Origin of the sequence: Enterocloster lavalensis, from assembly GCF_046603895.1 — a bacterium.
GTDB classification, from domain to species: Bacteria; Bacillota; Clostridia; order Lachnospirales; family Lachnospiraceae; genus Enterocloster; species Enterocloster lavalensis.
Map to the genome: position 1 here is coordinate 1,311,025 of NZ_CP176637.1, position 21,443 is coordinate 1,332,467.

At 56.3% G+C, this 21,443-nt stretch carries 21 protein-coding genes; all 21 read right to left on the reverse strand.

What is annotated here, in order from left to right:
• Positions 1-128: 128 nt before the first annotated feature.
• Positions 129-1,313, reverse strand: a complete 1,185-nt coding sequence (locus tag ACK2JC_RS05755) for a DUF6688 family protein (protein ID WP_368271355.1) — start codon at positions 1,311-1,313, stop codon at positions 129-131.
• Positions 1,314-1,709: 396 nt separating this feature from the next.
• Complete coding sequence (locus tag ACK2JC_RS05760; protein ID WP_320936340.1) at positions 1,710-2,654, reverse strand: YhcG family protein; 945 nt, start codon at positions 2,652-2,654, stop codon at positions 1,710-1,712.
• 526 nt (positions 2,655-3,180) lie between these two features.
• Positions 3,181-4,503, reverse strand: a complete 1,323-nt coding sequence (gene spoIVB, locus ACK2JC_RS05765; RefSeq protein ID WP_092362147.1) for a SpoIVB peptidase — start codon at positions 4,501-4,503, stop codon at positions 3,181-3,183.
• Between the two features lie 238 nt (positions 4,504-4,741).
• A complete protein-coding gene (locus tag ACK2JC_RS05770; RefSeq protein ID WP_320936328.1) occupies positions 4,742-5,362 on the reverse strand; it encodes a hypothetical protein in 621 nt (206 codons plus the stop codon).
• A 361-nt stretch (positions 5,363-5,723) separates the two neighbouring features.
• Positions 5,724-6,605 carry a tyrosine-type recombinase/integrase gene (locus tag ACK2JC_RS05775; protein WP_320936329.1) on the reverse strand — a complete coding sequence of 294 codons (882 nt, stop codon included), beginning with the start codon at positions 6,603-6,605 and terminating at the stop codon, positions 5,724-5,726.
• A 174-nt stretch (positions 6,606-6,779) separates the two neighbouring features.
• Positions 6,780-8,438 (reverse strand): DNA repair protein RecN, encoded by a 1,659-nt coding sequence (recN, locus tag ACK2JC_RS05780; protein ID WP_320936330.1) that lies wholly within the window; start codon positions 8,436-8,438, stop codon positions 6,780-6,782.
• A 55-nt stretch (positions 8,439-8,493) separates the two neighbouring features.
• Positions 8,494-8,946, reverse strand: a complete 453-nt coding sequence (argR, locus tag ACK2JC_RS05785) for an arginine repressor (RefSeq protein WP_092362141.1) — start codon at positions 8,944-8,946, stop codon at positions 8,494-8,496.
• A 15-nt stretch (positions 8,947-8,961) separates the two neighbouring features.
• Entirely contained in the window at positions 8,962-9,807 is an 846-nt protein-coding gene (locus ACK2JC_RS05790) for an NAD(+)/NADH kinase (protein ID WP_092362138.1), read from the reverse strand.
• A 15-nt stretch (positions 9,808-9,822) separates the two neighbouring features.
• Positions 9,823-10,638 carry a TlyA family RNA methyltransferase gene (locus tag ACK2JC_RS05795; protein WP_320936331.1) on the reverse strand — a complete coding sequence of 272 codons (816 nt, stop codon included), beginning with the start codon at positions 10,636-10,638 and terminating at the stop codon, positions 9,823-9,825.
• Positions 10,639-10,676: 38 nt separating this feature from the next.
• A complete protein-coding gene (gene dxs / locus ACK2JC_RS05800) occupies positions 10,677-12,542 on the reverse strand; it encodes a 1-deoxy-D-xylulose-5-phosphate synthase (protein ID WP_320936332.1) in 1,866 nt (621 codons plus the stop codon).
• Positions 12,543-12,567: 25 nt separating this feature from the next.
• Positions 12,568-13,479, reverse strand: a complete 912-nt coding sequence (locus ACK2JC_RS05805) for a farnesyl diphosphate synthase (RefSeq protein WP_320936333.1) — start codon at positions 13,477-13,479, stop codon at positions 12,568-12,570.
• Positions 13,472-13,711 (reverse strand): exodeoxyribonuclease VII small subunit, encoded by a 240-nt coding sequence (gene xseB, locus ACK2JC_RS05810; protein ID WP_302327097.1) that lies wholly within the window; start codon positions 13,709-13,711, stop codon positions 13,472-13,474. Before xseB ends, ACK2JC_RS05805 begins: the two co-directional genes overlap by 8 nt.
• Positions 13,708-14,934 (reverse strand): exodeoxyribonuclease VII large subunit, encoded by a 1,227-nt coding sequence (xseA, locus tag ACK2JC_RS05815; protein ID WP_320936334.1) that lies wholly within the window; start codon positions 14,932-14,934, stop codon positions 13,708-13,710. Before xseA ends, xseB begins: the two co-directional genes overlap by 4 nt.
• 12 nt (positions 14,935-14,946) lie before the next feature.
• Positions 14,947-15,450 (reverse strand): transcription antitermination factor NusB, encoded by a 504-nt coding sequence (nusB, locus tag ACK2JC_RS05820; protein WP_092362130.1) that lies wholly within the window; start codon positions 15,448-15,450, stop codon positions 14,947-14,949.
• A gap of 181 nt (positions 15,451-15,631) precedes the next feature.
• Positions 15,632-16,018, reverse strand: coding sequence for an Asp23/Gls24 family envelope stress response protein (locus tag ACK2JC_RS05825; protein WP_024737040.1), 387 nt, complete (start codon positions 16,016-16,018; stop codon positions 15,632-15,634).
• Positions 16,019-16,310: 292 nt separating this feature from the next.
• Positions 16,311-17,465: an NrtA/SsuA/CpmA family ABC transporter substrate-binding protein gene (locus ACK2JC_RS05830; protein ID WP_320936335.1), complete on the reverse strand. Its 1,155-nt coding sequence runs from the start codon at positions 17,463-17,465 to the stop codon at positions 16,311-16,313.
• Positions 17,466-17,521: 56 nt separating this feature from the next.
• Complete coding sequence (locus ACK2JC_RS05835) at positions 17,522-18,226, reverse strand: ABC transporter ATP-binding protein (protein ID WP_320936336.1); 705 nt, start codon at positions 18,224-18,226, stop codon at positions 17,522-17,524.
• Positions 18,213-18,983 (reverse strand): ABC transporter permease, encoded by a 771-nt coding sequence (locus tag ACK2JC_RS05840; RefSeq protein ID WP_320936337.1) that lies wholly within the window; start codon positions 18,981-18,983, stop codon positions 18,213-18,215. Before ACK2JC_RS05840 ends, ACK2JC_RS05835 begins: the two co-directional genes overlap by 14 nt.
• Entirely contained in the window at positions 18,976-19,617 is a 642-nt protein-coding gene (locus ACK2JC_RS05845; protein WP_227170201.1) for a hypothetical protein, read from the reverse strand. The genes ACK2JC_RS05840 and ACK2JC_RS05845 overlap by 8 nt, the downstream gene beginning before the upstream one ends.
• A 312-nt stretch (positions 19,618-19,929) precedes the next feature.
• Positions 19,930-20,304 (reverse strand): hypothetical protein, encoded by a 375-nt coding sequence (locus ACK2JC_RS05850; protein WP_320936338.1) that lies wholly within the window; start codon positions 20,302-20,304, stop codon positions 19,930-19,932.
• A gap of 88 nt (positions 20,305-20,392) precedes the next feature.
• Positions 20,393-21,424 carry a zinc-binding alcohol dehydrogenase family protein gene (locus tag ACK2JC_RS05855; RefSeq protein WP_368271352.1) on the reverse strand — a complete coding sequence of 344 codons (1,032 nt, stop codon included), beginning with the start codon at positions 21,422-21,424 and terminating at the stop codon, positions 20,393-20,395.
• Between the last annotated feature and the right edge of the window lie 19 nt (positions 21,425-21,443).

Here is a 21,443-nt window from a genome sequence, read left to right on the forward strand (position 1 = left end):
TTATTAACAATCGAAGGGTAGGAAAGAGGTGTGGAAAGAAAGGGCGCCGTGACAATCATGGGGTGAGGATGATTGGACGGCGCCTTTTGGGGGTTATGAGGTTGTGTTGGGGCCGATTTTTACTCCCTTCATCGCCACTTCGGCACCGGCGCATGGGGATACTGAACCGCAATCCGGTTCTCTGGCTTTTCATCCACCAGATAAAGCACAGCCAGGAACAGCCATTCCAACGGCTTCATCATGTAATAAACCAGATCCGCCGCCTGGCTCGACCGGATCAAACGGGCCACCGGAAATCCGTACCGATCATAGAAGCGGCGGATTGGGCCATGCAGCCATGAAGCCCGCTCTTCCAGTATCTGTTCAAACGCATTGGCAACGCATAGCTGACGGTTGACCACCACACGATGGCCGTTGCGAACCCCTGTGCGCAGGGGCTTTACTACTTCGGGATGCCCCTGAGCCGCTACCGTGCAAAGATAGTGCTCATCGAACATCACATTAGGGGGAGGTATCTGCTGAGATAATCTCCAGTCTCCTGTTTCCGTCCAGGCCCGGATCACACTGTCCGGCTGCTGCCCGAGCAGAGCCAGAATCCCAATCAAAATGCCCAGAAGGGGAAGCATCAGGATCAGAGCCGCCACCGGCCAGTGAGAAGCGTCTAAAAGAACATCATTCAACCATTTCAAATAAGGCTTGTTCCACTCCCGAATCCGGCCCTCCTCCGGGCCCTGCCACTCCTCCACCGCACGCCGGACCGTCTTCACTCCGATCAGTACACAGTTAAACGGGAACAAGCAGAACAGCCATTCCTCCCCCATCACCTGTACGATCCACAGCATGCACATGCCAATTCCCAGATAGATGGCCGATATGCCAAGCACCGTCAAGAGCGGCGGCAGCCGATTGATATCCCGTTTCGATAACATCAGATACCCCAGGACTCCAACGCAGGAAATAACAGCAATGGTCAACGCCGACTGGGTCCAGATTGGGGTATGCATCTGCCCATTATGTAAGATTTCCTGCCAGTCAGAGCGAAACTGAATGCCGCTTGTGCTTCCGCTGAATATCCAATCGTACAAACCTGTGTAAATGATTCCCAGCGCTATGGTGACGGACTCCGTTCTCCGCTCCACTTGCCGAACCTCTGCCGTGCCTTTTCGGAACAAAAGGAAGAGATTCTGCAATGTCAGTATGAGGGGATGAATTAAAAAGATCCCTGCAAGTCCCCCGCCGAGTACCCCTGTCCATAAGGCTTCCAAAACAGCCGCCAGCAGCGCCGGACCGGCTGACAGGCTTGTTCCGGACATGGGTGCTGTCACTCTGTCAAACAGATAAATTGCGGTAAGCGTACCAGCGCCGGCAATTATGCTTCCTATAAACGCCCACAGATTCGGCCCTCTCTTGATCCTGTTCCAGATATTCTTCACGGTTTAAAAACCTCCAGATATTGTGAATGCAGAAACTGTTTTCCTGCTTGGATTTATGGTGAATTATCTGATTGTATTTTATCATATGATTACGGATATTCATACGATTTTACGGTGGCTATTATTCCTGGGCTTTTGGGGGCGGACTGATCAGCTTTCCATCGTGGATAATTGGAGAGTCCGCTCATGAGTGAGTCAATATAAAGACAGCATTTTTGCAGAACAGCGCGAGTTCACAGTTGAATTTCATGTAAGTCTCCTGCCAGGCTCCCAATTTTAATCACTTTCTTCCTCCAGTTTTTCAAACTCATCCAAATTCAATTCACGCCTCAATTCTTCTACCGTCGGCATATATGGCATATATTTTGCTGCATAAATCTGGGTATTGTCTTCCGGCAAGGTGAAACGTACCAGCGTATCACTCTTATCTGCACAAAGGAGAATGCCAATCGGCGGGTTATCGCCTTCGTTCATCATCTTTCTTGTGTAATAGTTTACATACATCTGCATCTGCCCAATATCCTGATGGGTCAAATCCTCCGTTTTTAAATCAACCAGAACAAAGCATTTCAAAATATAATTGTAAAATACAAGATCGATATAAAAATGTCTGCCGTCAATATTGAAATGTTTTTGACGGGCCACAAAAGAAAACCCTCTGCCCAGCTCCAAAAGGAACTTTTGTAAGTGATCTATAAGCGCCTGCTCTAATCCTGACTCATAGAAATGCTCATTCCTTGGCAAATTAAGAAATTCCAACACATATGGATCTTTTATTATATTTTCGTATTCCGGCTTTGGCACTGTAGTTTGTATCTCTGCTGCAACAGCCTCCTTGTCCTTACTGGAAAGTATCCGATGATAAAACATTGTGTTAATCTGCCTCTGTAACTGACGAACACTCCAGCCGGATTTTACAGCTTCTTCCGTATAAAATAATCTGGCCTTTTCATCGTTTACTCTCATCAACAGCCGATAATGTGACCAGCTTAATTCGCTCCACAGTGTGGAGTGTTTTGGAAATGCAAGGTAGAACTGCCTCATATTCCGTAATCCCTGCACACTAAATCCTTTTCCAAATTCTTTTGTTAAATGCTCTGATATATATTTTAAAACCTGTTTGCCATACGCTGCACGTTCTTTTTCTCCGCAAACTTCATAAAGTGTTTTCCCAATATTCCAATAAGCTGTTACCATTGCCTGATTGACTGCAACATAGATCTACCCCTGCGCGTCAATGACATGGCTGCGGATAGAAAGATACGCCTCCTCTGTTTTGGAATAATCCTCAATATTATTAATTTTTACTATCTCATCCATAAAATGTCTCCTTTCGATTTACAACTGAACTTCACCACATTTTAAAAATGCTCCACGGTGTAAACCGTAGCCCATATCTATTGTTGCAAATATATTCATTGAAGCGTATATTTTCATGCTTATTTGGCACTTCTTTTAAAAATTATATCACGATTTCACTTGTTTGCGTTAAATTCTTTACCCCTTAAAATCTTTTATCGTCCTATGATTAATTCATCTTGTTATCGCATAGCGAAAAGGAAGGCTTTTGTGAGCGAGCTCACAACGCCTTCTGGTCGCCTCCCGCTACTCCGTCCGGGCTACAGCCGCTGGCACGCCTGCGGCGCACCATCGGCTGTGCGGCTTTCGCCGCATAGGCCATAGTGAAAAGGAAGGCTTATGTGAGCGAGCTCACAACGCCTTCCTTTTCACTATGGCCTGCCCGGACTCAATGCTCGAGCATGTTTTCAATCAATATCCCATACCCCCTGGTGCTATCCTGCAAAAACACATGGGTCACTGCTCCGGCCAGCTTTCCATCCTGTATAATCGGACTCCCACTCATCCCCTGCACGATTCCCCCCGTCAGCGCGATCAGATCCGGGTCGGTTACTTTAATTACCATACTTTTATTCTTATGCCCTGAGTTATAATCTACCTTCTGTATTTCGATATCGTAATCCCTCAGCTCCCCCGACACGCTGCTTCTGATGGTCGCAGGCCCGGGCTTTACGTCCTGGCGGCAGGCGATCTCCATGGCGCCTTCCGGCAGGCCGGAGTCGTTCACATTTCCTTTGACCATGGCTTCCATTCCGGTCTGGCGCAGAAAGGCTTCGTTTACAGTTCCGAATATCCCCTCGTTGGTGTTCTGATTGATCTCCCCCATCAGCGAGCCCGGTCCGTAATAGATCACACCGGACAGCAGCCCCGGCTTTCCAATGGTCCCCTTCTCAATTCCCATAATCTGGGTGGTATACAGTTCCCCCTTGCTGGTCTCCACCAGGTCGCCGGTGTCGCTGTCGCTGATTCCATGCCCCAGCGCGCCGAAGTTTCCGTTTAAGTCCAGGTATGTGACGGTGCCGATTCCCTGGGTGTCGTCCCGCACCCAGGCGCCCAGCTTGTACTGTCCGTCCTCGGTCTTGACGGGGTTCACGCTGACGTCCACCTGCTCGCCGCCCCGGCGGACCGAGACCACCGCAGCCTCGCCGCCCGTCTTGTTCACCGCGTCCATAAGGTCTTCCTTGGTGTTCATGGGCTTTCCGTTGAACGCTTCAATGTAATCGCCTGATTTCAAAATACCGTAGGCCGGTTCCACCTCCATGCCGTCCGCCGCCGTCAGCTTTCCGGTGCCGATGACCATGATTCCGTCGGATTTCAGATAGATTCCGATGGGACATCCGCAGGGCACCGCATAGCGGGTGTCCACCACGTCCACCTGGATGTCCTTGAACTTGATCAGGCCGAAAAGCTTCAGCCCGACCTGATAGGATCCCTGGTTTTCGGCGTACATGGAAAATGGCTGCCTCCCATTCACCGTGATCTGGTCGGCGGGTATGTTGCTCTTGTTTCCCAGCACCACTTCCTCACTCTCACTGGATAAGGTTGTGTTGATGGGAAGCGGGAACGAAAACTGCTCCTTCTGGTCCTGGACAATGCTGATCCGGTCCGGGATGGCAGTGTCTAAGTAGTACCAGGAATATCCAACGGTGACGGTGAGCGCCGCCCAGAAAATACGGTTCAGCCACCGGTAAAACGTCTTATTTCCTCTCATGTTCTTACCTCCTCGTCTTGTATTTTGTTGATTTTCACAGGGCGAGGCACCCATCGGTTCCTGGAATGCTGCAATCCTCCCCGGGCTGCGCCAGCGGTCCATTACAGTCAAAAAAAGAAAGAAGCCGGTGTTTTGTGCCCCTTTCTTAGTATGATCTGATCTTCTGTTTTCAATCTGTTTTATTTTGTCCCGTCTGCCAAATCCTTCATTCGTACAATATTTTTTCGCGCCTGTGGCTTTAATCCGGATTTTTAAAAATTTTCAAGCGGTCCTCCCCTTCCCGGTCCCCTCCAATCGCCTGACCGCCTCCACTGCCTCCACCGCCGGTCAGCCGCTTCCTCGGCCCCTTTTCCCTCAGACCTGCATCCACCTCTGCCAGCATCCGCATGAGCTCCAGGGCGCTGCGGAAGGAGACGTAATATTGGCTGGAAAAGCTGGTGTGCAGACGTCCCTGCATGGAGGCGTGCTGCCTGTAAAGCACATGGATGATCAGAACTTCCTCGGCCTGCGCCGTATAAGCCAGCCGCTTCTGAATCGGCATGGCCATTTGATCCGGGCTGTTTTGCGTTCCCGCCTCCTGCCGCATCGACAGCTTCTGGAACCGCTCCGCCTCCGCGCGGCTCAAAAAGCGGGGTTCCATGGTGCGCATGGGCGCGCCGATCCGCTCGCAGACCTCATCCACCCCGAGGACCAGCTCATGAATCCCCGCAAAATGGACGGGGACCGGCAGGCAGTAGTTTACAATCACCCCGTACGGCCGGTTCTCCTGGTATCCGTTGATGCAGACCAACATGATGCTCGCGTCGTTTGTATTGATTCGTGTTTCCTTATCATCTCCAGGTATGTGATCCCTAAACATAATTCTCCCTTCCTGTATGGTAAAATGCCGCCTGCGCCCATGCTCCGCTCCACCCCGAATTCTCCCCCTCCTTTTATTTACAACGCAATATCTAGTTTGTTGTATTCAGAATCATGGACGCGGTAAATCATTTCATACTATATCACATTTTTACATAGATTTCCACCGGTTTCCGCCATTATGGACATGCCAATCAGACCTGGCTTCATCCGGCTTCAGGCCTGATTATTTGGCATCCCTGAAAATGGGCTTTTTTGGCAGATTTTATCCGGAAAATTCCGGAAGTTTTTCCAAAGGGAGGGGAAAACGGCGGAGACGGGCGGAAATGAGGCCGTTCTCGAAAGGACCTTTGGCCGTTCGGTTACAACAAAATAGATATTGCGTTGTACGGCGTCACAATGAGTCTCATACTTTCCAGCTGTTTTCTGTGTCTGCTCCCGCTCTCAATGGTGTAAATGCGGGTCGTATTGATATCCTTATGGCCCAATATATCCGCCAGCTTTGACAGGTCCTTGGTCATTGCGTAGTAGGTCCTGGCAAATAAATGCCTCAGGTTGTGGGGAAATATTTTCTCACGGTCCACGTTGGCTTTCAGGCCCAGCGCCTTCATCTCCCGCCAGATATTGCTCCGGTCCAGCGCCTTTCCGCTTCTTGTCACAAAGATCATTCCGCTCTCAATCCCCTTCCTGGCAGCGTAATCCAGCAGGATTTTGCAGAGCCTTTTTGTCAGCAGCACCGTCCGGATCCTGCCCTTGCACTCCACCTCCGCTTGCCCCTTGCAGAGCGCCGCCACCGTGATAAACGGCAGCTCCGACACGCGGATTCCGCTGGAGCAGATAGTCTCTAGCAGCAGGGAAAGCCGTTCGTTTCCCTGGTCCGCAGCCGTTCTCACCAGGCGGAGATATTCTTTTTTTGTGAGCTCCCGGCTTTCGGGATAAAAAGTATTTTTGCTGATTTTCAGGAATCTGGCCCTGCAATCCTGCCAATCGCAGTATTTGAAAAAGCCGTTCAGCGCGGCCAGGGCTCCGTTAACGGTCACAGGCGCCAGATTTTCGCGCAAAACGCTTTTCCAGAGAATCACCTTCTCCTTGTCCACCGGCCTGCAGTCCATGAACTCTTTGAAACGGGTCAGGTAATATTCATATTTTTGAATCGTCTCCCTGCTCCGCTCGCAGCGGTCCAGCCATAAACAATAGTCGTCGATTTTCTGTGTTGTGATGATTCTCTTCTGATTGTCTTTCATAGCGGCCTCCTGATGTGTTGATGTCCTGTATTCTGTCCCGATAAGCCAAAAGCATCCTTCATCTCTCTAACGCGCTTTCAAATAGAAGTTCTCCCAACAACGCAAAAAAGATGCCCAATTTTATCAAAAATGAGCATCTTTTAACGATTCTTGTCTTTTTTATGATACCTTTTCTTATTTTGTGCTGTCCGCCAGATCCTTCATCTCCCGGGCATTTTTCAGCACCGCATCGGTGATTTTCGCGCCGCCCAAAAGCCTGGCCAGCTCCTGCACGGATTCCTCTGGCCCCAGGGCGCGGATGGTGGTGGCGGTGCGCCCCTCGGCCGCGGATTTGGCGATCTCGAAATGGCAGTCCGCCATGGCTGCGATCTGGGGCAGGTGGGTGATACAGATCACCTGGTGGGTCCTTCCGATATAGGAGAGCTTCTCCGACACCTTCTGGGCCGTGCGCCCGCTGATGCCGGTGTCGATCTCGTCGAATATCAGGGTGGGAATGTCGTCGGTGTCCGCCAGCACGGTCTTGATGGCCAGCATGATCCGCGAGAGCTCGCCGCCCGACGCCACGTCGCCCAGGGGCTTTTCCGGCTCTCCGGGGTTGGTGGAGATCAGAAACTGGGCCTCGTCGTAGCCCTGGGCCGTGTAGTGGTCCAGTCTGGAAAATTCCATGGAAAAGGTCACGTCCAGAAAGTTCAAATCCAGCAGGCCCTTGCGGATGCTCTCCGTCAGCTTCCGGGAGGCGGACATTCTTACCTGGGACAGCTGGCCGCAGAGAGCTTCCAATTCCTGCTCCGTCTTTTTAAGCTCCCGCTCCGCCCCGGCTTTGCGTTCCTCGAAATTCTCCAGCTCGTCCAGCCGCTGCTTCTTCTCTTCCAGTTTCCGGAAAATGGCTTCCACCGTATTGCCGTATTTTGCCTGGAGGCCGTGAATCAGGTCCAGGCGCTCCTCCACCTCCCGGAAACGCTCCTCGTCCAGCTCCATGTGTTCCAGATAGGCGGCCGTCTCGCGGCCCGCGTCGCTCAATATGGATTCCGCGTCGTAGAGCTGGTCCCGGATGCCGTTTAAGGATTCGTCGTAAGCGCAGGCCTGATCCACCTCCTGAAGCGCCCGGGACAGCCAGTCCCCCTCCAGGGCCTGCTGCACGGCGGATAGGTTCTCTGCGATGCGGCGGCTGTGGCTGATCCGGCGGTACAGGGCCGTCAGCTCCTCCTCCTCGCCCTCCCGGATTCCCGCGGCCTCGATCTCGTCGATCTCAAAGCGCAGGAAATCCTTCTCGCGGATACGGCTCTCCTCGTCAACCCCAAATTTTTCCAGTTTTTCCCGGAGGGCCCGGTAAGCCTCGTAGGTTTTCGCCGTCTTTTCTTTTAAAGGCTGGGTTTTTCCCCTGACATAGGCGTCCAGAATCGCGAGATGTTTGGATTTGTACAGAAGGGACTGGTGCTCGTGCTGGCCGTGGATATCGATCAGCAGGCCGGTGATCTGCTTCAGCCTGGCCGTGGTCACGGTCTCGTCATTGATCCGGCTGACGCTGCGGTTGAGCATAATTTTCCGGGAGATGATGAACAGGCCGTTCTCGTCCGGCACCGCCTCCAGGGCGGCCAGGGCCTTCAACTTCTCCGGAGAATCCACGGAGAAAACAAGCTCCACGTAGGCGTAGGGTGCGCCCTGGCGGATGCTGTCCCGGGACGCCTTGCCGCCGAGGGCCATACCCACGGAGCCGATGATGATGGATTTACCGGCGCCCGTCTCGCCGGTGAGAATGTTTAAGCCCTGACGGAACTCCACATCCGCTTTCTCGATCAGGGCCAGGTTCTTCACATGCAATTCCAGTAACATTGAAATCCCCCTTTTCTCGCAGCCGCCGCAATGAGCGCGCGGCCCCGGCGGCAGACTATGCCTCCACCATCTTCTTGATCTTCTCCATCACGATAATGGTGTCGTCCACGCTGCGGATGGCGCACATGATGGTGTCGTCCCCCGCGATACAGCCCACGATCTCATGGAAGTGAATCGCATCCAGGGCGGCCGCCACGGCCATCGCCATGCCGGACACGGTCTTGATCACCAGAATGTTCTGGGCCATGTCCATGGACATAAAGCCGTCCTGCAAAACCCGGATAAATTTGGCGGCGGAAGTCCCCTTCGGCCCCTCCAGCACCACATAACGCTGACGGCCTCCGTCCGCCTGGATCTTCGTCAGCTTCAGCTCCCGGATGTCCCTGGACACGGTGGCCTGAGTCACGTTAAAACCCGCCTCGTTCAGCTTTTCCGCCAGCTCCTCCTGGGTCTCAATCTCATACTTGCCGATCAGCTCCACGATTTTGCTGTGCCGTTCTACTTTCATAATGTCTGTCTCCTCCTATATTCTTCCGGCCAGATGGTTGCTCAGATTCTGCATAAAGGAGATCTGCTTGAGTTTCACCATGATCGTGTGCATCTCCGACCGTTTAATACGGATGCTGTCCCCTTTTTCCAGTTCAATGAATGTGTCCCCGTCAAATGCAGCCACCTGGCCGCCGTTCACAAAGTCGATTCGGACCGTGTCCTCGGGCGCCAGGACGATACTCCTGGCGTTTAGCGCGTGGGAGCAGATGGGCGTCAGCACCATCATCTTGGCCCCCGGCGCGATCACCGGCCCGCCGGCCGATAAATTGTACGCGGTGGAGCCGGTGGGCGTGGCCACCAGAATTCCGTCCGCAGAGTATTCGTTCAGGAAATCGTCGTTCACATAGACCTTGAAGCGCAACGCTTTCAAGGCGTCCTTGCGGGTTACGGCGATCTCGTTGAGCGCAATGTCGCACATCACGGTCTGCCCGTCCCGCACGGCCTCCCCCTGGATCATCATGCGGGATTCCAGCTGATAGCGGTCCTCCAGCAGCGCGTCCATCACCGGCGCGATATCCTCCTGGCGGCTGATCTGGTTCAAGAAGCCCAGATGGCCCCGGTTCACGCCCACCATCGGGATATCCCGCCCGGCCAGGTCCCTGGCCGCCTGGATCAGGGTTCCGTCCCCGCCGATGGTGATCACGCACTGGACCTCCTGCGGCACCATGGCGCTCTCGGTGTGCCGGTTGGAGCAGTCCTGGGGAAATGCGGGCTGCACCGTGCACTGCGCGCCCTTCCCTTCCAGATAGGAGCGGATAAACATCTCCGCCTCGCGCACATATTCTTTATCATAATTGGCAATTATATAAAAGCGTCTCATACCGTCCCCCGTCCTCTAGTCCAGCTGTGAGTGGGCCGCTTCCACCACGGCCGCGGGATCCACGGGAAGGTCCTCCGGCCTCTGGGGCGTCTCCCCGCCGGAAAGCTTTTGCAGATGGAGCAGATACTCGATATTTCCCTCCGGCCCCTTGATGGGCGAGTATTCCAGATTCAACACATTAAAACCGTTTTCCACCGCATAGCTTATCACCATGCGGATCACCTCCAGGTGCACCGACCGCTCCCGCACCACGCCTCTTTTGCCAACCTTCTCGCGCCCGGCCTCAAACTGCGGTTTGATCAGGCAGACCACCTGTCCGTCTCCGGTCAACAGCTCCCGCACCGGTCCCAATACCTTGGTCAGGGAAATGAAGGAGACGTCGATGCTGGCAAGGGCGATGGGGTCCGCGATGTCCGAGGGCGTCACGTAGCGGATATTGGTCTTTTCCATGCAGACCACCCGCTCGTCGTTTCGCAGCTTCCAGTCCAGCTGCCCGTGGCCCACGTCCACGGAATAGACCTTCACCGCGCCGTTTTGCAGCATACAGTCCGTGAAGCCGCCGGTGGAGGCGCCCACGTCCATACAGACCTTTCCCGCCGGCTCCACGCCGAAATGCGTCATGGCCTTCTCCAGCTTCAGGCCGCCGCGGCTCACATATTTGAGGGTGCTTCCACGCACCTCGATGGCGGCCGCCTCATCGAACTGCGTGCCCGCCTTATCCTCCTTCTGCCCGTCCACATAGACGATGCCCGACATAATCAGCGCCTTCGCCTTCTCCCTGGAGGGCGCCAGATTCCTCTGCACCAGGAGTACGTCCAACCGTTCTTTCATTCCGCTAAAGTTCCTCTCTTTTCTTCTTCAGTCTCTTCCTAATCCAAATATCCCCTGCTCTTCATGGTCTTTATAATGGAATCGCTGTCGATGCCCAGGCCCTCCCGCAACACGGACACGTTTCCGTGCTCCACATAGGCGTCGGGTATGCCGATATTCAACACCCGGCGGTGGGGATAATGCTCATGGATATAGGCGGTGACCGGCAGGCCGTAGCCGCCCTGCAGCACATTCTCCTCCAGGGTGACGATCACCTTGTGCCATTCTGCCAGGCGGTCCACCAGCTCCCGGTCAAAGGGCTTCACAAAGCGCCCGTTTGCCAGGGTGCAGGAGCGTCCCTCCGCCTTCAGCTTCTGCCGGATGTGCTCTGCGGTGCTGACCATGCTTCCCACGGCCAGAAGGGCGATCCCCTCCTCCTCGTAGAGCATTTCCCCCTTGCCGTAGACAATGGGTTCCCGGAAATCCCTCAGGCCCCGGTACGCCTCGCCCCGGGGATAGCGGATGGCCAGGGGGCGGTTGTAGTCCATGGAAAATTCCAGCATGGCGCGCAGCTCCCACAGGTTCTTGGGCGCCATGACGCTCATGTTGGGGATGGAGGTCAAAAAGGAGTAGTCGAAAATTCCCTGATGGGTCTCCCCGTCGCTGCCCACCAGCCCTGCCCGGTCCACGGCGAACACCACCGGCAGGTCCTGGATACAGACATCGTGTAATACCTGGTCGTAGGCCCGCTGGAGAAACGACGAATAGACCGCTACCACCGGCTTCAAACCGGCTGCGGCCATGCCTGCCGCCGAAGTAACCGCGTGGGCTTCGGCAATCCCCACATCAAAGAACCGTCCCGGATAATGCCGGGCAAAGTCGGAGAGACCCGTGCCGTCCGGCATGGCCGCGGTCAGCGCCACCAGGTTGGGGCGCTCCTTCGCCAGCTGGCAGAGCTTGCGGGAAAATACCTCGGTGTAGCTTGGGTACTGTTTCTCCTTCAGGGATTTCCCTGTAGTCACATCAAAGGGATCCACCCCGTGGAAGCGGGACGGATTTTTCTCCGCAGGCTTGTAGCCCTTGCCCTTTTTGGTCAAAACATGCACCAGCACCGCGTGATCCAGCTTTTTCGCCTCCCGGAACACCTTGCAGAGCTGGGAAATGTTGTGCCCGTCCACCGGCCCCAGGTAGGTGATGCCCATATTCTCAAAGAGCATCCCCGGGATAAACAGCTGCTTGATGCTGTTCTTGGTGCGCTTGATCTTGTCGATCATGGGCGCGCCCACCACGGGAATCCGGTCCAGGGCGTTGGCCACGTTCTTTTTCAGATCGTTGTAGCCGCTGCCCGTTCTCAGGCCGTTCAGATAGCGCGACATTCCGCCCACATTCTCGGAAATGGACATTTTATTGTCGTTGAGCACGATGATAAAATTCTTCTTCATGCGCGCCGCGTTGTTCAATGCCTCGTAGGCCATCCCGCCGGTTAAGGCTCCGTCCCCGATCACGGAGACCACCTCGTAGTCCTGTCCCAGGATATCCCGCCCCTGGGCGATGCCCAGACCCGCGGAGATGGAGGTGGAGCTGTGACCGGTGTCAAAGCAATCGTAGGGGCTCTCCTTCCGCTTGGGAAAGCCGGAGAGCCCTCCGTATTGGCGCAGCTCGTCGAATTCCGCCATGCGCCCGCTTAAAATTTTGTGGGTGTAGGACTGATGCCCCACGTCCCATATGACCTTGTCTTCCGGCAGGTCAAAGGTCCGGTACATCGCAATGGTAAGCTCGACCACGCCAAGGTTTGAGGCCAGATGGCCCCCCGTGTGGCTGATCTTCTCAATTAAAAACGCTCTTATCTCCTGTGCGAGCTGTCCCAGCTCTTCCAGAGACATCTGCTTGATGTCCTGCGGACCTTTTATCTGTTCCAATATCATGTTCTGAAATCCTTCTTACTCCGGCTTATTTTTTGCGATCCATCAGCATGCGGATCAGATTCTCCAAAAATTCATTGTTGCCCGGAAGCTGTTCCAAATCTTCAATGGCCTGTGCGGACAGCTGTTCCACGTCCTTCTTCGCCTTCTCCAGACCTTCCAGGGTCACATAAGTGGTCTTGCCGTTGCGCGCATCGCTTCCCGCGGGCTTGCCAAGCTCCTCCTCGCTGCCGGTCACGTCCAGGATGTCGTCCTGAATCTGGAAGGCCATGCCGATGTGGGACGCCAGGCGCTCCACGATCTTGCAGTCCTCCTCCGCAGCTCCGCCCAGCACCGCGCCGATCAGCATGGAAGCCTCCAGCAGCGCGCCGGTCTTTAAGCGGTAGATGAAATCCAGCTTGTCCCTGGGGATATCGCTGCCCGCCAGCTCCACATCCACGGTCTGGCCGCCGATCATGCCGAACGCGCCGGTCTTGTGGGCTAAAATGCCGATGGCGCGCCCGATGGCGGAAATCTCATCGGGATCGATGCTGGTCTCAAAGGTCCTGGCCGCCGTCTCAAAGGCGTACATCATCAGCGCATCGCCGGTCAGAACGCCGATGTCCTCGCCGTACTCCGCCCAGGTGCTGGGCTTTCCCCGGCGCAGACGGTCGTCGTCCATGCACGGTAAATCGTCGTGAACCAGCGAGGACGTGTGAATCATCTCCACCGCCGCCATAAAGGGGATCACGCAGTCCAGCACATCCCCGGTGAACAGTCGGCAGACTTCCTGCATGAGCATGGGGCGCAGGCGCTTGCCGCCGGCCTTCATGCTGTAATTCATGGCCTCAAGCACCGTCTTCTGATGCCCGGTCTCCTCCGGCAGGTACGGCTCGATTATCTGCTCGATCTCCTTTGTCCTGCGCTCCATTTCCGCTTTAAACTGTTCCATATCACTCATGTTCATCACCCTCGCTCAATATCAGAATTTGTTTTTCCACTTTGTCAATCTGTGCGTTCAGCGTTTTCACCAGCTTCATCCCCTGCTCATAGCAGGCAAAGGATTCTTCCAGCGTGTTCTCGCCGTCCTCCAGTTTTTTAACCATCTCTTCCAGCGCCTCGAAGGTCTCCTCGATGCCCGGCTCTCTGCCGGCCATCTCCTGACCTTTGGCGCTCTTTGCGCTTTTTGTCATGTCAGCTCTCCGCCTTTCCTGTCATCTAAGGATTCCGTCTCCTCCACGCGGGCGACGGCTCTTCCGTCCCGCACCCGGACGGTGATCCGGTCCCCGGGCTTTACCTGGGAAACGGACTCCAGGCGTTTTCCCCCGCCGTCGGTGATGAATCCGTAGCCGCGGCTGATCTGCTCCAGAGGCGACAGCGACTGGAGACGCCCCGCCAGCAGCGCCAGCCGGTGGCGTCCGGCCGTGACCCGCCGCTCCATGATCCGCCCCATGCGGTCCTCCAGGTCGACCAGGCGCTGGCGTTTCTCGTTGAGCTGCCGCTCGGGGTGGTGCATTTTCAGGCGCAGCACGTCCTGGTTCAGGCGGTAGCGCACCCGCTCCAGCCTGCGCTCCATGCCCCGGTTTAAGGTTCTCCGGTAGAGGTCCGTCTGAGCCTCAAACTGGCTGTAGTCGAACACCGCCAGCTCCGCCGCCGCCGAGGGCGTGGGGGCCCGCATGTCCGCCACATAGTCCGCTATGGTCACATCCGTCTCGTGGCCCACCGCTGAGATCACCGGCGTGCCGCACTCAAAAATAGCCCGCGCCACCATCTCCTCGTTAAAGGCCCACAGATCCTCGATGGAGCCGCCGCCTCTGCCGACGATGATCACGTCCAGATTCATGCGGTCCAGGGTCTGTATGCCCTTCACGATGCTGTATTTGGCCTCGGTCCCCTGGACCAGAGCCGGATACAGAATCAGCTGGACGTAAGGGTTGCGCCGGGCGGAAATGTTCATGATGTCCCGGATGGCCGCCCCTGTGCTGGCCGTCACCACGCCAACGCGCTTTGCGTATCTGGGAATGGGCTGCTTGTAACAGCCGTCGAACATCCCCATCTCCTCCAGCTCGTTTCTCAGCTGTTCGAATCTGCGAAAGAGATCGCCGGTGCCGTCCAGGGTAATGGACCTGGCGTAGAGCTGGTATTTGCCGTCCCGCTCGTACACGTCCACGGTTCCCTGAGCCACCACCTGCTGGCCTTCCTCCATTTTAAATCCCAGATTTTTCCTCTGGGAGGCAAACATCACGGCTCCGATCTGGGAGCCGCCGTCCTTCAATGTGAAATATATATGGCCCGATGGGTGGTATTTGCAGTTGGAAACCTCTCCCTTGACGGATATTTTGTTCAGGGCAAAATCCTGGGTAAACATGTTTTTAATGTAGGAATTCACCTGCGATACAGTATAAATACTCCCCATGTTTCCGCCGCCTTATGCTTTTTCCGTTCCGGTCTTTTCAGGTTCCGCGGGGGATGGCAAGAGGTCCTTGCCGGCGAATTTCGCCAGGATGCCGTTGACAAAGGACGGGGACTCGTCGCCGCCGAACTTCTTGGCAAGCTCCACCGCCTCGTTGATGGCCACCTTCTCCGGGATGGAATCGTCGTACTTCATCTCAAACAGCGCCAGACGCAGGATCGTCAGCTCCACCTTACCCATACGCTTGGTGCGCCAGCCGGCCGCCACTTCATTGATCTGTTCGTCGATCTCCGGAATCTTGTCCATAATTCCGGCCACGCGTTTCTCCAGGTAACGGCTGTCCTCCTCCTTTATCTCTACATTATGCAGGATCGTCACCTCCCCCTTGGGGTCCACATCATCCTCCTCGGGTGCGTTGAAATACTGCTTAAGCTGCTCCTTCACTTCCTCCGCCGAAGGGTAGAAGTCGGCGGAAAACAACATCTTAAAGCAGTGTTCCCGCAATTCTCTTCTGGTCATTTCGTTGGTTTCCTTTCTTCAGTCCATAATGGATACCCGGCAAAGGCGTTCCCGCCCGGGCCGGGTGCCTGGGGTTTCCTTGATTATACCAAATTCAATGCATAAAAACAATTAAAAATGTATAAAACTCCCCGGCGCCCATGTCCGGGGAGTCTGGTATCGGGCCGTGCAGGCCATGTGATTACCGGTTTTCGTCCATGCTGACGCCGGCAATCTTGATGTTCACATCCAGCACGGTGAGCCCGGTCATATTCTCGATGGCCGTGCGCACCTTGTCCTGTACCTTCTCGCTGACCTCGGGGATGTTGTATCCGAACCGGATATACAGGGAGAGATCCACGGATACGTGCTCCTCCGTCACCTCCACCTTGACGCCCTTGCTCAGATTCTTCATACCCAGCTTGCCCACCAGCTCGTTGGTGATATTGCCAGCCATGGACGCGACGCCTTCCACCTCCGTGGCCGCCAGCCCGGCGATGATCGCCACCACCTCGTCGGCAATCTGGACTTCTCCGATCTTGTCTTTCTCATATACTTTATGGGTACTGCGATTCTCCGCTTCCGCCACAACAAATACCTCCTGTCTGATATGATTCGCCGCGCCGCGCTAAATGCGGCGCCTCCGGCGCAAAATAGCCGGAATATGGCCCTAATTGGTTTTATTATACCAAATATCCATGATTTTGCATAGGCTTAATTCTTTTTTATCGCGTGGAGATTGCGCTTGGATGACGTATATCCCCGCCGTCCCACCCGGCTCCCGACACATTTTACACGGTCAAAAAAGGCATCTGCCGTCTGGAGCAAACCAGCTCCCGGGCGGCAGACGCCTTCTCTCTTCTGTACTGTGTTTGATTCGGCTACTGGAAAAACAGTGTGTTTACATCTAACGGCTCCTCGATCATGCCGGACTCCAGCATGAAGTCCGCCGTTTTCTGGAAGCCCGCGCGGTCCTCGTCGCTTACGTCCAGGGAGAAATCATAGCAGGCGTACATGTCCTTCACGGCCTGCTCGTCCAGGTCCAGCTCCTGCGCCACAATCTTTAAAGTCTCCTCCTGGTTGTCCCTCATGAAAGCGGCGATCTTCTCCTGGTCCGCCATCAGGCGGTCGATCACGTCCCGGTTTTCATTGTAAAAATCCTCCCGGACGGCCACCGCGATGATCGCCTTGATCAGGCCCTCGCCGTCCGCCACCATGTGGTATCCCTGCTGCTGCGCCTGGTAAGCCGTAGCGCCCGCGATCAGGGCCACGTCCACGCTGCCGCCGTCCAGCCCCGCTTTGGCGTCCGGGATGGACATATTCACATAGTTGACGTCCTGAATGGTCATACCGCCGGTGGCCAGGTAAGCCGCCAGCAGCTCGTGAAGGTTGGTTCCCGCCGGGCCCGCTATCGTCTTTCCCTTCAGGCTCTCAGGGCTTGTCAGGCTGTCGTCCTTTGCGTACATGGAAAACGCCTTGGGGGAGCGGCTGTACATGTTGAGCACCTTGATATCCGCACCGTTGGCCGCAGACAGAATCACCGAGGTGGCTCCCACCGCGTAAAGCACCTGCACGTCGCCGGAAGCCAGGGCCTGAGTCTGGTCCGCCCCGGAATTGATCTCCGCGTACTCCACGGAAATTCCCATTTTCCCGAAGTCGTCCGCGAAAATGTTCTGATTCCGCTCAATGATGGTGGGTACGTTTAAGGGCGAGGTCACGTAGGTGAACACCAGCTTGTCCAGGCCGGAAGCTGCCTTCTGCGCCCCGGCCTGGTCTGCCCCGGTCTGGCCCGCTACGGTCTGGCCTGTCCCATCCTGGCCCGCTCCGGTCTGGTCTGCCCCATCCTGGCCCGCTCCGCTTTGGTCTGTCCCGGCCTGGCCCGCTCCGCTTTGGTCTGTCCCGGCCTGGCCCGCTCCGGCCTGCTCCGCCACCGTCTGTTCTCCCCCGGCGGCAGCGTTTTTACTTCCGCCCGCGCAGCCGGAAAGGGACATGACCCCCATGCAGACCGCCAGTCCCATTGCAACAATTTTTTTCATAATCTGATCCTCCTTAAATTTTTATGTGAATCCTGCGGCCGCGAACGCCCACAGGATTACAGGCTTTTTATAATATCCCGTTTCAGGGAAATAAACGTGTCGTCCAGCAGGTTCCGGTCTCCGGCGGATTCCGGCACCTGGTATTCGGCCTTTACCAGCCCGTTCTCAATCACCACGATCCGATGGCCCAGAATCAGCGCCTCGTCGATGCTGTGGGTCACAAACAGGATGCTGCTGCCCTGTTTTTGCTGTACCCGCAAAAGCTCCCGCTGCATCTGCTCCCTGGTAAAATAGTCCAGGGCCGCAAACGGCTCGTCCATCATGATAAAGGACGGCTGATAGGCCAGGGCGCGGGCGATGGCAGTCCGCTGCTGCATTCCGCCGGAGAGCTGGGAGGGGTAGGCCTTCTCAAATCCGGTCAGCCCCACGGTGGCGATAATGTCCTCCACCTTTTTCCGGCTGATCTCCCGCTTCTCCAGGCCGAAGGTCACATTTCCCCACACGGTCAGCCACGGCATCAGCCGGGGCTCCTGGAACACGAAAGCGGTGCGGTGGGGGCCTTCGTAGCGGATCTCCCCCGCGTCCGCCTCCTCCAGGCCGCCGGTCAGGCGCAGCAGCGTGGTTTTCCCGCAGCCGCTGCGGCCCAGAATCACGGTGACCTGCCGCTCCGGAATCTGAAGGCCGATGCCGCGCAGCACCGGGACCGTGCGGTCCTCCACCCGGTATTGTTTGTGTACGTTTATGAGCTCAATTCCAGCCATTGTCACAGCGTCCTTTCAGTAATTTGCCGATGGCCAGCCCGAACACGCGGTCCGTCCCATAGCCCACCGCGCCGATCACCAGGATGCCCACGATCACCTTGTCGGTCCTGGACATCTGCTGGGCGAACAGGATCATGTGTCCCAGCCCGGTGGACGCGGCCACCATCTCGGCGCCGATGATCGCCCGCCAGCTGTAGCCCAGTCCAATCCGCATGCCCACCAGAATGTCGGCCGTCGCGTAGGGGAGCACGATCCGCATGAATTTGCGGGTCCGGGAGTAACCGAACATGTCCCCAACCTCCAACAGTTTCCGGTCGCAGCCGGTAAATCCCTTGACAATATTCAGGTACATGGGGAAAAATGAAGCCAGCACGATGATCACCGTCTTGGTGGTCTCCCCGATTCCGCACCAGAGAATCAGCAGGGGAATCATACTTAACGGCGGCACGTTGCGGAAAAACTGGACCACATACTCGTAATATCCCCCCGCGGACGGCAGAAGGGCCCGGATCATGCCCAGCAGGAACGCCAGCACAAAGGCGATGGAAAATCCCTTCATCACCCGGAGAAAGCTGATCCACACGTCCCGCCACAGCTCGCCGGTTTGCAGCATCTTGGAAAAGCTGTTCAGGACCTTGGCTGGCGGGGGCAGCACGTAGGCGCTGAAAATTCCCGCCCGGCAAACGCCGTACCAGAGAACCAGCAAAACGGCGATTCCCAGGACCGGTGCCGCTAGTTTCTTCCATCTGTCACACATCTCTCACCACCCCGTCTCCATTGTGGCAGCCGTTTTCGCAGTACAAGAGTTCCACCAGCCGGGCCTCGTCCCGGCCCCCTGCGCTAAGGTACGCTTCGATGGGGCCGCGGCCCGTGAGGCTGTCCATCTCCAGCCCAAGGCTGTCAAAAAATCCCGGCGGGATAGGGCTGTCCTCCGGCGGGTCCCCAAAGAGGATCTCCCCCACGGACTCCATAAGCCCGTTCCAGGTCAAAAAACGCGTGTCCGCAAGCCCCAGCGCGTTCCCGGCCTCCGCAAGCGCCTGACAGGGAGTGGTGATGAGCTTTGGGCTTCCCTTTAAGTCCTCCCGGGCGCTGATCTCTCTGGCGCAGTGGATGAGGATGGGTTCGATGTCCGGGATGTGGAAATTCCCCGGCCCTCCTCCCGGCGCAAAATTTTGCGTCAGCTCTCCGGCCAGCTTACAGGCCATGGGGCAGCGGGCATCCACCACCGTCCCCCTGGTCTCCTTCGCCCGGTTTTGATACTTCTCCCGCACGACCGCTCCCCAGTCCCTGCGGCAGCGCACCCGCGTCAGACCGTGCCTCTCTAAAAACGATTCCAGCGCGGAGGCCTGGTACATGTGCTCCGTCACCGGGTTGATCCATATGTATGTCAATCTGTGTTCTCCTTGCTCTGTGGGGTTGATTTTAGGGGTTAGTTTTTTCTAACCAACAATGACAGCATAGCAGAAAGCGGATCAATAGTCAATCCTGTTTATTGCCTGTATAGGGTCCGGACGAGCGCGGCCGGGCGGCAGGAACACGGAAAAATCCCGTAGGGCCGGAACACAAAAAAATCCCGCAGGGTACGGCCATCGTCGGATCAGCCTCCACCTTGCGGGATTTTTGCTTTATCACTGTAATTTTTAGGGTACTGCGGCCCGGTATGGCGCGCCGCCAAATGGCTCTGAGGCAGGAGCGCCGAGCCGCTACCCCCAGCTCTCCGCCGCCTTCTCCACCGCTTCCGCCCCCGGAATATCATCCGGGCCGGAGGCCGCGGACTCCAGGAGCACCAGGGCGATGAGGCGTTTTTTATCCTCCGGGAACAGGTATGTGGCTTCATACCACTCCCCCAGAGCTTCCTCCCGCTCCCCGGGCCTGGACGCGGTGTAAATGTCCTTCACGCAGGTATAGAGATAGATCAGCTCCGCCTCCGTCTTTTCCTCCCGGATCAGGGATTTCAGCCTTTGCAGCGCACCCTCCCGGTGCCCCGGTCCCAGGTGGAAAATCCGCTCCTGATATTCCGCTTCCTCCCGCTGCCGCCTCTGCCTGCTCTTGAACAGAAACACATCCTTCAAATCCATATCAAGTCCCACCCGCTTTCACAGACCGGCTCTGCCGCCGGGCCTTCAAACGTTCCTCCGCAGCAGCGCGAAACAGACTGCCCCGGACTCATCCGGCAAACCGGATCACCACCTTCAGCATCTTCCCGGCATTTTCCGAAAATTCCCGGAACGCCCGCTCCGCCTCCTCGAAGGGATACTCGTCGGTCACCACCTTTTCCAGATCCACGCCTCCGCCCCGGACCAGCTCGATGAGCTGTTCAAAGTCTTCCTTGCGCGCGTTTCTGGAGCCGAAAATGTTGAGTTCTTTTTTCTGAATCATGGTGAAGTTGAAATCCAGATTCTCCTTGCCCACCCCGATGAGCACGATCTTGCCGCCAAATGCCGCCGCCTCGATGCAGTTCTCAAATGTGGAGGGCAGCCCCACGGCCTCGATCACAACGTCGAATCCGTTGGCCCCTGTGGCCTCGCGCACCTGGTCCGCGAAGGTTCCGTCGCCGTGATTCAGGATGAACTGATCCAGGCCGAAGCCCCGGGCCAGGTCCAGCTTCCCCTGGGCCACGTCGCAGATGGTCACCTCTCCGCCCTGCTCCTTGGCCGCCATGGCCGCCAGTATGCCGATGGTTCCGGCGCCGATCACCAGCACCTTGTCCCCGGCTTTTAAATCCGCCCGCTTGACCCCGTGGTAGCTGATGCAAAACGGTTCGATTAACGCCAGCGTCCTGGCGGGCAGGCCTTTTCCGTCGTAGATGCGCTCCAGCGGCATCACCACGTAATCGCTGAACGCCCCGTCCCGCTGGCAGCCCAGGGTTTCGTTGTGCTCGCAGCAGTTTACCAGACCTCTCTGGCAGGAATAGCATTTTCCACAGTTGTAATACGGGTTGCAGGTCACGATCATGCCCTCTTTCAGGCCGTAGGCATTTTCCTCGTCGATCTCAACGATCTCCGCCGAAAACTCGTGGCCCGGTATCCTGGGGTAATCAAAATACGCGAAGGTCCCCCGGTAGCTGCCCAGATCTGAGCCGCAGATTCCTCCGTACAGCACCTTTAACAGCGCCTCGTCCTTTCCCGGAGCCGGAATCTCCGTCCGGATGATCTCCACTTCCCCGGGAGCGTTTATTCTAATGCTTCTGCATTCCATGCTCCATCCCTCTATCTTT